Source organism: Stutzerimonas stutzeri (genome assembly GCF_000952685.1).
Lineage (GTDB): Bacteria > Pseudomonadota > Gammaproteobacteria > Pseudomonadales > Pseudomonadaceae > Stutzerimonas > Stutzerimonas stutzeri_E.
The window spans coordinates 110,331-123,730 of the sequence record NZ_JYHV01000013.1; the positions used below are offsets into that span (position 1 = coordinate 110,331).

Genomic DNA, 13,400 nt, shown 5'->3' on the forward strand with positions numbered 1-13,400 from the left:
GATACAGGGCTCTGGGTCCGCCGGAGTCGGGAGCCGCTGAACAAGCCTTTCGAGGCAGAGGAAAATATGGGCGCGCTGTACATGATTATGGGCACCCTGGTGGCGCTGGGTGTGCTGGTAACCTTCCATGAATACGGGCATTTCTGGGTCGCGCGTCGTTGCGGCGTCAAGGTCCTGCGGTTCTCGGTAGGCTTCGGTCGTCCCCTACTGCGCTGGCATGATCGCCAAGGCACCGAGTTCGTCCTGGCGGCGATTCCGCTTGGCGGTTACGTGAAAATGCTCGATGAGCGAGAGGGTGATGTACCTCCGGCGCTGTTGGAGCAGACGTTCAATCGCAAGACGGTCAAACAGCGCTTCGCTATCGTATCGGCTGGGCCCTTGGCCAACTTTCTGCTTGCCCTGGTGTTCTTCTGGGCGCTGGCGATGCTCGGCACCGAGCAGGTTCGGCCAGTGGTGGGCGCCGTCGAGGCTGGCAGCCTCGCCGAGCGAGCCGGGCTGGCGGCCGGGCAGGAAATCGTCGAGATCAACGGCAAACCCACCTCCGGCTGGGCTGAGGTTAACCTTCAGCTGATCAGGCGGCTTGGAGAAAGCGGTTCGCTGGAGATTCTGGTGCGTACCGATGGTGATCGGACGCGGCGTCTGCAGCTGGAACTCAATGACTGGCTCAAAGGTGTCGAGGAACCGGATCCGATAGGTTCGCTGGGTATCCGGCCCTGGCGGCCGGAAATCGCCCCGGTCGTTGCACAGCTGGATCCCGAAGGGCCTGCGCAGGCAGCGGGCGTGCGTCTTGCTGATCGTCTGGTCAGCCTGGACGGCAAGCCGCTGAATGAATGGCAGCAAGTCATCGATCGCGTAAAGCCCTTGGCTGGTCGATCTGTGCAGTTGGAGGTCGAGCGTGACGGACAGCTCGTCGACCTGCCTCTGACACTGGCCGAGCGTGGCGAGGGCGAAAGCCGTCGGGGCTATTTGGGGGCCGGCGTTGCCGCTAGCGAATGGCCTGCGGACATGCTTCGAAGCGTCCGCTATGGGCCGGTCGAAGCAGTGGGGGAAGGGCTTCGCCGCACCTGGACGATGAGCGTCCTAACGCTCGATTCGCTGAAGAAAATGGTCTTCGGCGAGCTCTCGGTAAAAAACTTGAGCGGTCCGATAACCATTGCTAAAGTGGCGGGCGCTTCTGCACAGTCCGGCGTGGGCGACTTTCTCAATTTCCTCGCCTACCTGAGCATTAGCCTTGGAGTGCTCAATCTATTGCCTATCCCGGTCCTGGATGGTGGGCATCTGCTCTTCTATCTGGTCGAGTGGGTCCGTGGACGTCCCTTGTCGGACAAGGTCCAGGGCTGGGGAGTACAGATCGGCATCAGCCTGGTAGTTGGGGTGATGCTGCTTGCGTTGGTCAACGACCTTGGCCGCCTTTAACCGCCATATACCTTGATGTCGCCGCGCCACGCGCAGGTTCAATTATCAGGTTTGAAAAGAAAGGACTTCATGAAACGTCTGCTGCTACCTGCGGTAATTTCCGCACTGATGATTGCCGAAGTTCACGCCGAGTCCTTCACCATCTCCGATATACGTGTCAATGGCCTGCAGCGTGTCTCCGCCGGTAGCGTCTTTGGCGCCTTGCCGTTGAACGTCGGACAGGCCGCCGATGACAGTCGTCTGGTAGACGCAACTCGTGCGCTCTTTCGCACCGGCTTTTTCGAGGACATCCAGCTCGGGCGTGAAGGTGATGTGCTGGTAATCAATGTGGTCGAGCGGCCATCGATTTCTGGCATCGAGATCGATGGCAACAAGGCGATCAAGACCGAAGATCTTCTTTCCGGTTTGCAGCAGTCGGGCCTGGCCGAGGGCGAGATCTTCCAGCGTGCCACGCTCGAAGGCGTGCGCAACGAATTGCAGCGCCAGTACGTCGCGCAAGGCCGTTACTCGGCCACCATCGAGACCGACGTGGTCCCACAGCCACGTAACCGCGTTGCGCTGAAGATCAATATCAACGAAGGATCGGTTGCTGCGATCAAGCACATCAATGTCGTTGGTAACTCGGTCTTCCCCGAGGAAGACCTGACCGACCTATTCGAGCTGAAGACCAGCAACTGGCTGTCGTTCTTCCGCAATGACGACAAATACGCGCGCGAAAAGCTCTCAGGCGACCTTGAGCGCCTGCGTTCCTATTATCTGGACCGCGGCTACATCAACATGGATATCACCTCGACCCAGGTATCCATCACGCCGGACAAGAGAGACGTCTATATCACGGTCAACATTGCCGAGGGCGACCGCTACACAGTCAGCGACGTCAAGCTCAGCGGTGATTTGAAAGTGCCGCAAGAGGAACTGCAGACGTTGCTATTGGCCAAGCCAGGGCAGGTTTTCTCGCGCAAGGTCATGACCACCACGTCGGAGCTGATCACTCGACGCCTGGGGAATGAGGGCTACACCTTCGCCAACGTTAACGGCGTGCCGGAAACGAACGACGAAGACAATACCGTCGCGATCACCTTTGTGGTCGATCCTGGCAAGCGGGCCTACGTCAATCGCATCAATTTCCGCGGTAACACCAAGACGGAAGACGAAGTGTTGCGTCGTGAGATGCGCCAGATGGAGGGCGGCTGGGCATCGACCTACCTGATCGACCAATCCAAGACGCGTCTAGAGCGCCTGGGCTTCTTCAAAGAAGTGAATGTCGAAACACCGCAGGTGCCCGGCACCGACGATCAGATTGACGTGAATTACAGCGTCGAAGAGCAGCCGTCCGGCTCGATCATGGCGAGCATCGGCTTCGCCCAGAACGCTGGTCTGATTCTCGGTGGCTCGATCAGCCAGAACAACTTCCTCGGCACCGGCAACCGAGTCAGCCTCGGGCTGACGCGCAGCGAATATCAGTCGCGCTACAACTTCGGTTTCGTCGATCCTTACTGGACTGAAGACGGCGTCAGCCTCGGCTACAACGCCTTCTATCGCACTACCGATTACGACGAGCTGGACTATGACGTGTCCAGCTACTCGGTCGACAGTCTAGGTGCGGGCGTCAATATCGGCTATCCGATCAGCGAGACGTCACGGCTATCCTTCGGCTTGTCCGCGCAACAGGACACCATCGACAGCGGTCGTTACACGGTCGACGAAATTTTCGATTTCATGGAAGAGGAAGGCGATAGCTACCTCAACTTCAAAGCATCGGTGGGCTGGTCCGAATCCACCCTGAACCGCGGCGTGTTGGCGACGCGAGGACACTCGCAGAGCCTGTCGCTGGAAACCACCATTCCGGGCAGCGACCTGTCGTTCTACAAGCTCGACTACAATGCGCAGCTTTTCGTTCCGGTGACCAAGACGTACACCATGCGGCTACATACCCAGTTGGGCTATGGCGACGCTTACGGATCGACCTCACGCCTTCCTTTCTATGAGCATTACTATGCCGGCGGTTTCAATTCGGTTCGTGGCTTCGAGGACAGCAGTCTAGGACCGCGCAGTACGCCGAGCCGAGGCGAGGACGTGACCGGGAATGAAGGCACCATTGCCGACCCGGACCAGGATGCGTTGCCTTATGGTGGTAACGTATTGATCCAGGGTGGGATGGAACTGCTCTTTCCTATGCCATTCGTCAAGGATCAGCGTTCGCTGCGCACCTCGGTGTTCTGGGATGTGGGTAACGTCTACGATACGAATTGCCCGTCGGGCTCTGCCAAGTGCAGCGACATCGATATTGGCGACATGGCCAGTTCGGTCGGCGTCGGTCTGACCTGGATCACCGCCATGGGGCCCTTGAGTTTCAGTCTGGCGATGCCAGTGATGAAGCCGGACGATGCTGATACCCAAGTCTTCCAGTTCTCGCTGGGCCAAACCTTTTAATCACCTGGAGCGACGCTCCAGCGCATTTATGAAGAGTGGTATATACCGTGCGTAAGTTGACCCAATTGCTTGTTGTTGCCGCTGCCCTGGTGGCGACCCCCGCATTCGCCGAGATGAAAATCGCGGTAATGAACTATCAGATGGCTTTGCTCGAATCAGACGCCGCCAAGCGCTATTCGGTCGACGCGGAAAAGAAATTCGGTCCGCAACTGGAGAAGCTCAAAGGATTGGAAAGCGATGCCAAGCGCATCCAGGACCGCCTGGGCAAGGACGGTGACAAGATGCAGCAGGCCGAGCGTGAACGTCTCGAACTCGAATTTAAGCAGAAGGCCCGTGATTTTCAGTTCCTTTCCAAGGAGCTCAACGAGTCCAAGGCTGCCGCCGATCGTGACATGCTCAAGCAGCTCAAGCCGAAGCTGGACAAGTCTGTAGAAGAGGTCATCAAAAAGGGTGACTACGACCTGGTGCTCGAGCGCGGAGCTGTGGTTGATGTCAAGCCGCAATACGACATCACGCGCCAGGTCATTGAGCGCATGAATCAGTTGCGCTGATGAGTGAGGTTGTCTATACGCTTGGCGATCTCGCCGAGCGGCTAGGAGCTGAACTACGCGGCGATGCCTCGCTGCGGGTGTCGGGGCTGGCAACGCTGCAAGATGCCGGTCCTGAGCAGTTGAGCTTCCTGGCTAATGCGCAGTATCGGAAGTTTCTCGCCACCACGCGTGCGGGCTGCGTGCTGCTGACCGCGAAGGATGCCGAGGGCTATGCTGGCACCGCGCTGGTGGTCGTCAATCCGTATCTTGCCTATGCGCGGCTCTCTCATCTGTTCGAGACACGGGCTCAGGCACCTGTAGGCATCCACCCCAGCGCCGTTGTTGATCCAAGTGCCGAGATCGACGCTACCGCGCGTATTGGTGCTCAAGTGGTAATCGAGGCCGATGCCTGGATCGGGCCCAACGTAGAAATCGGTGCCCAGTCGGTGGTCGGTGCGAGGAGCCGCATCGGCGCCGGTGGTCGACTGGCCGCCCGGGTGACGCTATGTCACGACGTGATCATCGGCGAGCGGGTGGTCATTCAGCCAGGTGCGGTGATTGGCGGCGAAGGCTTCGGCTTTGCTAACGAGCGGGGCAGTTGGGAAAAGATTGCTCAACTCGGCGGAGTTCGTATCGGTGACGACGTAGAGATTGGCGCTAATACCACCATCGATCGCGGTGCGATATCGGACACAGTGATCGGCAACGGCGTGAAGCTGGATAACCAGATCATGATCGCTCATAACGTCCAGATCGGCGATAACACCGCCATGGCTGGCTGTTCGGGAATATCCGGGAGCACGAAAGTCGGCCGCAACTGCATGATTGCCGGGGGTGCTGGGCTCGTTGGTCACATCGAAGTTTGCGATAACGTGTTCATTACCGGCATGACCATGGTCACCCGGTCAATCACCGAGCCGGGAAGCTATTCTTCCGGGACAGCCATGCAGACCGCCGCCGAATGGCGCAAAAGTGCGGCCCGGATTCGTCATCTTGATGACATGGCGCGCCGCCTGCAACAAGTGGAAAAACGCCTGGCCTCCGTGACCCCAAGCGGGGATGCGTCTTCTGATGCCTGATCCTGTCGTCTGATTGCCTCCTGCTAAAGGCTCGCGCCAGCGGGTTGCACGGCAGCGGTGCCGTGCTGGCTCCCATAATCCTTACGGGCTTTTTCTACATATGATGGATATCAACGAGATTCGCGAATACCTTCCGCACCGTTACCCCTTTCTGTTGGTTGATCGGGTGGTGGAGTTGGACACGGATGCCAAGCGGGTTCGCGCCTACAAGAACGTCACCATCAACGAACCCTTCTTTAACGGGCATTTCCCGCAGCATCCAATCATGCCGGGTGTGCTGATTATCGAAGCCATGGCGCAGGCCGCCGGGCTGCTCGGTTTCAAGATGATGGGGGTGAAGCCAGCCGATGGCACACTTTATTATTTCGTCGGTTCGGATAAGCTGCGTTTTCGTCAGCCGGTTGTTCCGGGCGATCAATTGATTCTCGAAGCAACCTTCATCAGTGCCAAGCGTGGGATCTGGAAGTTCGATTGCCGCGCCAGCGTTGATGGCAAGCCCGTATGCTCTGCCGAAATCATTTGTGCGGAACAGAAGATATGAGTTTGATCGACCCTCGCGCCATCGTCGATCCTGCGGCCCGGCTGGCGGATGACGTCCAGGTCGGACCTTGGTCGATCATCGGCCCGGACGTCGAAATAGGCGAGGGGACGGTGATCGCGTCTCACGTGATCATCAAGGGACCGACCCGTATCGGTCGGTACAATCGAATTTTCCAGTTTTCTTCGGTAGGTGAAGATACGCCCGACCTCAAGTACAAGGGTGAACCGACCCGCTTAGTCATCGGCGATCACAACGTGATTCGCGAAGGCGTGACCATTCACCGCGGTACCGTGCAGGATCGAAGCGAAACCACCATCGGCGACCACAACCTGATCATGGCCTACGCGCATATCGGCCATGACAGCGTGATTGCCAACCACTGTATCCTGGTGAACAACACCGCGCTGGCGGGGCATGTGCACGTGGGCGACTGGGCGATTCTGTCTGGCTATACCCTGGTTCATCAGTACTGTCATATCGGCGCATACAGCTTTTCGGGGATGGGCACTGCGATCGGCAAGGACGTTCCGGCGTTCGTCACCGTATTCGGCAACCCAGCCGAGGCGCGCAGCATGAACTTCGAAGGCATGCGCCGCAGGGGGTTCAGCGCGCAAGCCATTCTGGCATTGCGCAACGCCTACAAAGTGGTCTATCGCAAGGGGCTGACGGTCGAAGCCGCATTGGCTGCGCTCGCTGACGATGCTCAGACGTTTCCGGAAGTGGCGTTGTTTCGGGACTCGGTGCAATCCTCGAATCGCGGTATTACGCGCTGATATGTCCAAGCCGCTGACAGTCGCGCTGGTGGCCGGCGAAGCGTCCGGCGACATTCTCGGCTCCGGTCTGATGCAGGCGCTCAAGGCGCAGCATCCGGGTGTCCAGTTCATCGGTATCGGTGGCCCTCGGATGGAGGCGCAGGGGCTGAAATCCTATTTTCCGATGGAGCGCCTGGCCGTGATGGGGCTGGTGGAGGTGCTCGGTCGGCTGCCTGAATTGCTGGCGCGCCGCAAGCGGTTGTTGAAAACCTTCCTCGACGTGCGGCCTGATGTTTTCATCGGCATCGACGCGCCGGATTTCAACCTGGACCTGGCACTTAAACTGCGGCGCAGCGGTATCAAGACCGTGCATTACGTCAGCCCTTCGGTCTGGGCCTGGCGGCAGAAGCGCGTGTTGAAGATTCGCGATGCCTGTGACCTGATGCTCACGCTATTTCCCTTCGAGGCGAAGTTCTACGACGCTCATCAGGTAGCGGTTCGTTTCGTTGGTCATCCGCTGGCCGATGCAATTCCACTGGAGCCTGATCGCGCGGCTGCCAGGGCTGTGCTGAATCTTCCGCAGGAATGTCCGATCGTCGCGCTGATGCCGGGCAGCCGCGGCGGTGAGGTGGGGCGCCTCGGTGAGCTCTTCCTCAGCGCCGCCGACCGGCTTCGTTCGATGCGCCCGGGTATTCGTTTCGTGGTGCCTTGTGCCAGTCCCGAACGCCGTGTTCAGCTCGAGCAGATGCTGGCGGGGCGAGATCTTCCGTTGACGCTGCTCGATGGGCGATCCCACGAGGCGTTGGCTGCCTGCAACGCGGTGCTGATCGCCTCCGGTACCGCGACGCTCGAAGCGTTGTTGTACAAGCGGCCCATGGTCGTAGCCTATAGCGTCGCGCCGCTGACCTTTCGTATCCTCAAACGCATGGTGAAAAGCCCGTACGTGGCCTTGCCCAACCTGCTGGCTCAGCGTCTTCTGGTGCCGGAGCTTCTGCAGGATGCGGCGACTCCAGAGGCGATGGCGCAGTTGCTGTCGCCCTTGCTGGATAACGGCGACGTACAGACCGAGGGGTTCGACGCCATTCACCGAGCCCTACGCTGCGATGCATCCACTCAGGCGGCCAACGCGGTGCTTGAACTGGTTGGGGCGAACTGATGCAAATGGGGCTGGATTTCAATCTGGTTGAAGAGCTGGTTGCCGGTGTCGATGAGGTCGGCCGCGGCCCGCTTTGCGGTCCGGTTGTAACCGCGGCGGTTATCCTCGATCCGCGTCGACCCATCGAAGGTCTCAACGACTCTAAGAAACTGACCGAGGCGCGGCGCGAGGCGCTGTTCGATGAGATCTGCGAGAAGGCGCTGGCGTGGTGTATCGCGCGCGCCGAGGTGCAGGAGATCGATCAACTGAATATCCTGCACGCTACCATGCTGGCGATGCAGCGTGCGGTCGAGGGTTTGAGCGTGACGCCGCGGCTGGCGCTGATCGATGGCAATCGCTGCCCGCAACTGGCGGTGCCCAGCGCTTCGGTAATCCAGGGCGATGGCCGGGTGCCTGCCATCGCCGCCGCCTCGATTCTGGCCAAGGTCAGCCGTGATCGGGAGATGTGCGCTCTGGATCTGTGCTATCCCGGCTATGGACTCGCCGCGCATAAAGGCTATCCGACGCCGAACCACCTGGATGCGCTTCAGCGGCTTGGACCGACAATTATTCACCGTCGCTCGTTCGCGCCAGTACGCATTCTGCTGGAGCAGGCCACACAGGCTGAGCCCGTGAGCGTCACGGTCGCATTGTCGGTCTGAATCGGCGCGGCTGGTGATGCAATCCATCACCAGCCGCCTTAATCTTCCTGGCTTTCCGGTACAATTCCCGGCTTGTCGTTTCGCCAGTCCAAGGTCCACTCATGCCCGTCTCCTTCGTCCATCTCCGTCTGCACACCGAATACTCTCTGGTTGACGGCCTGGTGCGCGTCAAGCCGCTGGTCAAGGCGGTTACGGGGGCGGGCATGCCGGCGGTGGCCGTCACGGACCAGAGCAACATGTGCTCGCTGGTCAAGTTCTACAAGGCTGCCCAAGGGGCTGGAATCAAGCCGATCTGTGGCGCCGATATCTGGCTCGCCAGCCGCGATGAAGATGGTCCACTTAGCCGATTGACGCTGTTGGCGATGAACAGCAAGGGCTATCGGAATCTTACCGAGCTGGTGTCGCGTGGCTGGACGGAGGGACAGCGTAACGATCAAATCATCATCGAGCGTGACTGGGTCAAGGCCGCAGCCGAAGGGCTGATCGCGCTGTCCGGCGCCAAAGAAGGCGAAATCGGTCATGCCCTGCTGGACGGCGAAGAGGCGCTAGCCGAAGCGCTGCTGGCCGAGTGGCAGGCGGTCTTTCCGCAGCGGTTCTACCTCGAAGTGCAGCGCACCAGCCGAGTCAACGACGAAGAGCATCTTCATGCTGCCGTGGCGTTGGCGCAGCGCTGCAGCGTACCGTTGGTGGCGACCAATGACGTGCGCTTTCTTAAGCAGGAAGATTTCGAAGCCCACGAAACGCGCGTGTGCATCGGTGAAAGCCGGACCCTCGATGACTCGCGGCGCCCGCGCAACTATTCCGATCAGCAATACCTGAAGACGCCCGAGGAAATGTGGGAGTTGTTCAGCGATCTGCCCGAGGCGCTGGAAAATACGGTCGAAATCGCTCGTCGCTGCAATATCGAAGTGCAGCTGGGCACCTACTTCCTGCCGGACTTCCCGGTGCCGGCCGGCATGACCATGGATGAGTACTTCCGCAAGGTCTCGTTCGACGGTCTCGAGGAGCGCCTCGAGGTGCTGCTGCCCAAGGACACGCCCGACTACGAGGCGAAGAAGCAGGTCTATGTCGACCGGCTGAACTTCGAGCTCGACATCATTATTCAGATGGGCTTCCCGGGTTACTTTCTGATCGTTATGGACTTCATCCAGTGGGCGAAGAATAACGGTGTGCCGGTAGGGCCCGGGCGGGGCTCGGGTGCCGGCTCGCTGGTGGCCTACGTGCAGAAGATCACCGATCTCGATCCGCTGGCCTATGACCTGCTGTTCGAACGCTTCCTCAATCCGGAACGGGTCTCCATGCCCGACTTCGACGTCGACTTCTGCATGGATGGGCGCGATCGGGTCATCGATTATGTGGCCGAAAAGTACGGCCGCAACGCGGTCAGCCAGATCATCACCTTCGGCACCATGGCGGCGAAGGCCGTGGTGCGTGATGTGGCGCGCGTGCAGGGCAAGTCCTACGGACTGGCCGACCGACTCTCGAAGATGATCCCTTTCGAAGTCGGCATGACGCTCGAAAAAGCCTATGAAATGGAAGAGCCGCTTCGGGATTTCCTGGCCGTTGACGAGGATGCCCGGGAAATCTGGGACATGGCGCTCAAGCTCGAAGGCATTACCCGTGGTACCGGTAAGCATGCCGGTGGGGTGGTGATCGCGCCGACCAAACTCACCGATTTTGCGCCGATCGCCTGCGATGACGAGGGTGGCAGCCTGGTCACCCAGTTCGACAAGGACGACGTGGAACAAGCCGGTCTGGTCAAGTTCGACTTCCTCGGCCTGCGGACCCTGACGATTATCAAATGGGCCATGGAGACGATCAACCGTGAACAGGCCAAAAAGGGTCTGGAGCCGCTGAACATCGACTTCATCCCGCTGGATGACAAACCGACGTTCTCGCTGCTACAGAAGGCCGAAACTACGGCGGTGTTCCAGCTTGAATCGCGCGGCATGAAGGAGCTGATCAAGAAGCTCAAGCCCGACTGCCTGGAAGATCTCATCGCTTTGGTGGCGCTGTTCCGTCCCGGTCCGCTGCAGTCGGGCATGGTCGATGATTTCATCAACCGTAAACACGGTCGCGCGGAAATTTCCTATCCGCATTCGGATTACCAGTACGAAGGCCTCAAGCCGGTGCTGGCGCCTACCTACGGCATCATCCTGTACCAGGAACAGGTCATGCAGATCGCTCAGGTCATGGGCGGTTATACCCTCGGCCAGGCGGACATGCTGCGCCGCGCCATGGGTAAGAAAAAGCCCGAAGAAATGGCCAAGCAGCGGGGCGGTTTCATCGAGGGCTGCGCCAAGAACGGCATCGATGCCGACCTGGCCGGCAACATCTTCGACCTGGTGGAAAAGTTCGCCGGCTACGGTTTCAACAAGTCGCACTCGGCGGCCTATGGCCTGGTCTCGTACCAGACCGCCTGGCTGAAGGCGCATCATCCGTCGCCGTTCATGGCGGCGGTGCTATCAGCGGACATGCACAACACCGACAAGGTGGTCACGCTGATCGAAGAATGCCGCAGCATGAAGCTGCGCATCGACGCACCGGATGTGAACAACTCCGAGTTCAAGTTCACCGTCAGCGACGAAGGGCGGATCATCTATGGGCTGGGCGCCATCAAGGGCGTCGGTGAGGGGCCGGTGGAGGCGATCTGCGAATGCCGCAACGAAGGGGGGCCGTTCAAGGACCTGTTCGATTTCTGCAGTCGCGTCGACCTCAAGCGCATCAACAAGCGGACACTCGAAGCGCTGATCCGCGGTGGCGCACTGGACCGCCTCGGCCCTTATTTCTCCGACGAGCCCAAGACCTATCAGGCCAACATCGATCGCAATCGTGCGGTTCTCCTGTCGGCCATGGAAGAAGCCGTCCAGGCGGCCGAGCAGACCGCTCGCAGCCTCGACAGTGGCCACATGGACCTGTTCGGCGGTCTGTTCGCCGAGCCGGAGGCGGACGTCTATGCCAATCACCGCAAGGCGCGGGAGTTATCGCTGAAAGAGCGCCTCAAGGGCGAGAAGGACACCCTCGGGCTCTATCTGACCGGACATCCGATCGACGAATACGAAGGTGAAGTGCGCCGCTTCGCCCGCCAGCGAATCATCGATCTGCGCCCGGCGCGGGGCGAGCAGACCGTTGCCGGGCTAATCGTCAATTTGCGTGTGATGAAGAACAAGAAGGGCGACAAGATGGGCTTCATCACTCTCGATGACCGTTCCGGGCGCATCGAAGCCTCGCTTTTTGCCGAAGCCTTCAACAGTGCCCAGGCACTGCTGCAGACTGACGCGCTCGTGGTGGTGGAGGGTGAGGTGAGCAACGACGATTTCTCGGGCGGTCTACGCCTGCGGGCCAAGCGGGTGATGAGTCTGGAGGAGGCGCGTACCGGGCTGGCTGAAAGCCTGCGTGTGAAGGTCGCCAGCGATGCGCTGAAGGGTGATCGAGTACGCTGGCTGGCCGATGTCTGCGGGCGACACCGCGGCGCCTGTCCGATCACGCTGGAATATACAGGTAGCGACGCGCGGGCCCTTTTGCAGTTCGGCGAAAGCTGGCGGATCGACCCGGCCGACAACTTGATACAGGCATTGCGTGACCAGTTCGGGCGCGACAACGTCTTTCTGCAATACCGATAGCGGGACGTAGCGGATTTGCGCGCCGATACTGGCGTGCGGTCCGAGTGACGCCCGACCGGCCCGATCGTTGATCGGGTCATGATTGCGAACATTTTTTGTTCGACCTGAATGCGTCCGTCCCGTAAGGTAGGGCGCAAAAAACGGAACAGCCTCCCGGCCGCCTGGCCGTCGACGCATGACGGATGCCTATGAACCCGAATTTTCTCGATTTCGAACAGCCGATCGCCGACCTGCAAGCCAAGATCGAAGAATTGCGCCTGGTTGGTAACGACAACTCGCTAAACATCGGCGATGAGATTGCCCGCCTGCAGGATAAGAGCGAGTCGCTCACCGAGAGCATTTTCGGCAATCTCACCAGCTGGCAGATCGCCCGTCTGGCTCGCCACCCGCAGCGTCCCTATACGCTCGATTACATCAGCCACCTCTTTACCGAATTCGAAGAGCTGCATGGCGATCGCCATTTCTCCGATGACGCCGCGATCGTCGGCGGAACGGCTCGCCTGAACGGTGAACCGGTCATGGTTATCGGCCATCAGAAAGGTCGTGAGGTCCGCGAAAAGGTTCGTCGCAACTTCGGCATGCCGCGCCCGGAGGGCTACCGCAAGGCATGCCGGCTGATGGAAATGGCCGAGCGCTTCAAGATGCCGATTCTGACCTTCATCGACACGCCGGGCGCCTATCCGGGTATCGATGCCGAAGAGCGCAACCAGAGCGAGGCGATTGCCTGGAATCTTCGGGTCATGGCGCGCCTGAAGACGCCGATCATCGCAACCGTGATCGGTGAGGGCGGTTCGGGCGGGGCGCTGGCCATCGGCGTCTGCGACCAGCTGAACATGCTGCAATATTCCACGTACGCGGTGATCTCCCCCGAAGGCTGTGCCTCGATTCTCTGGCGTACCGCGGACAAGGCGCCGGAAGCGGCCGAAGCCATGGGTGTCACCGCAGAACGCCTGAAGGATCTGGGTATCGTCGACAAGGTGATTTCCGAGCCCCTGGGTGGCGCCCATCGCAATCCTGCGTCGACCGCTGCATCCCTGCGTGAAGAACTGACTGCTCAGCTCGATATGCTCAAGGGGCTCGACACTGAAGCCTTGCTCACGCGGCGCTACGAGCGTCTGATGAGCTACGGCATCGCCTGATAGTTGCGGTTATCGGGACATACAGAAACGGCGGACTATCCGCCGTTTTTTGTGCCTGCCGAAAGACCTCTGGCGCAAGCCCTCCTAAGG

10 protein-coding genes are annotated in these 13,400 nt (G+C 59.8%); all 10 read left to right on the forward strand.

Annotated elements, in window-relative coordinates:
- The first annotated feature begins 66 nt into the window (after window positions 1-66).
- The 10 genes from rseP to UF78_RS06705 all read left to right on the forward strand — a co-directional run bounded on the left by rseP (window position 67) and on the right by UF78_RS06705 (window position 13,310).
- Entirely contained in the window at window positions 67-1,416 is a 1,350-nt protein-coding gene (rseP, locus tag UF78_RS06660) for an RIP metalloprotease RseP (RefSeq protein ID WP_045161289.1), read from the forward strand.
- Between the two features lie 69 nt (window positions 1,417-1,485).
- Window positions 1,486-3,849 (forward strand): outer membrane protein assembly factor BamA, encoded by a 2,364-nt coding sequence (gene bamA / locus UF78_RS06665; protein WP_045161290.1) that lies wholly within the window; start codon window positions 1,486-1,488, stop codon window positions 3,847-3,849.
- Between the two features lie 47 nt (window positions 3,850-3,896).
- The gene (locus tag UF78_RS06670) at window positions 3,897-4,400 is read left to right on the forward strand and encodes an OmpH family outer membrane protein (RefSeq protein WP_031310707.1); all 504 of its coding nucleotides are present in this window, start codon (window positions 3,897-3,899) and stop codon (window positions 4,398-4,400) included.
- Window positions 4,397-5,458, forward strand: a complete 1,062-nt coding sequence (gene lpxD / locus UF78_RS06675; RefSeq protein WP_155397608.1) for a UDP-3-O-(3-hydroxymyristoyl)glucosamine N-acyltransferase — start codon at window positions 4,397-4,399, stop codon at window positions 5,456-5,458. The genes UF78_RS06670 and lpxD overlap by 4 nt, the downstream gene beginning before the upstream one ends.
- Window positions 5,459-5,558: 100 nt before the next feature.
- Window positions 5,559-5,999 (forward strand): 3-hydroxyacyl-ACP dehydratase FabZ, encoded by a 441-nt coding sequence (gene fabZ / locus UF78_RS06680; protein WP_045161292.1) that lies wholly within the window; start codon window positions 5,559-5,561, stop codon window positions 5,997-5,999.
- A complete protein-coding gene (gene lpxA, locus UF78_RS06685; protein ID WP_045161293.1) occupies window positions 5,996-6,772 on the forward strand; it encodes an acyl-ACP--UDP-N-acetylglucosamine O-acyltransferase in 777 nt (258 codons plus the stop codon). The genes fabZ and lpxA overlap by 4 nt, the downstream gene beginning before the upstream one ends.
- Window position 6,773: 1 nt before the next feature.
- Complete coding sequence (lpxB, locus tag UF78_RS06690) at window positions 6,774-7,907, forward strand: lipid-A-disaccharide synthase (protein ID WP_045161294.1); 1,134 nt, start codon at window positions 6,774-6,776, stop codon at window positions 7,905-7,907.
- Complete coding sequence (rnhB, locus tag UF78_RS06695) at window positions 7,907-8,548, forward strand: ribonuclease HII (RefSeq protein ID WP_045161295.1); 642 nt, start codon at window positions 7,907-7,909, stop codon at window positions 8,546-8,548. Before lpxB ends, rnhB begins: the two co-directional genes overlap by 1 nt.
- Window positions 8,549-8,649: 101 nt before the next feature.
- Window positions 8,650-12,171, forward strand: a complete 3,522-nt coding sequence (dnaE, locus tag UF78_RS06700) for a DNA polymerase III subunit alpha (protein ID WP_045161297.1) — start codon at window positions 8,650-8,652, stop codon at window positions 12,169-12,171.
- Window positions 12,172-12,359: 188 nt separating this feature from the next.
- A complete protein-coding gene (locus UF78_RS06705) occupies window positions 12,360-13,310 on the forward strand; it encodes an acetyl-CoA carboxylase carboxyltransferase subunit alpha (RefSeq protein ID WP_021206575.1) in 951 nt (316 codons plus the stop codon).
- Window positions 13,311-13,400 lie beyond the last annotated feature (90 nt).

Excerpts from the sequence above, each read along its gene's own strand:
- rseP (WP_045161289.1), top strand. The coding sequence starts at position 67 with ATGGGCGCGCTGTACATGATTATGGGCACCCTGGTGGCGCTGGGTGTG.
- bamA (WP_045161290.1), top strand. The coding sequence starts at position 1,486 with ATGAAACGTCTGCTGCTACCTGCGGTAATTTCCGCACTGATGATTGCC.
- fabZ (WP_045161292.1), top strand. The coding sequence starts at position 5,559 with ATGATGGATATCAACGAGATTCGCGAATACCTTCCGCACCGTTACCCC.
- lpxA (WP_045161293.1), top strand. The coding sequence starts at position 5,996 with ATGAGTTTGATCGACCCTCGCGCCATCGTCGATCCTGCGGCCCGGCTG.
- lpxB (WP_045161294.1), top strand. The coding sequence starts at position 6,774 with ATGTCCAAGCCGCTGACAGTCGCGCTGGTGGCCGGCGAAGCGTCCGGC.
- rnhB (WP_045161295.1), top strand. The coding sequence starts at position 7,907 with ATGCAAATGGGGCTGGATTTCAATCTGGTTGAAGAGCTGGTTGCCGGT.
- dnaE (WP_045161297.1), top strand. The coding sequence starts at position 8,650 with ATGCCCGTCTCCTTCGTCCATCTCCGTCTGCACACCGAATACTCTCTG.
- UF78_RS06705 (WP_021206575.1), top strand. The coding sequence starts at position 12,360 with ATGAACCCGAATTTTCTCGATTTCGAACAGCCGATCGCCGACCTGCAA.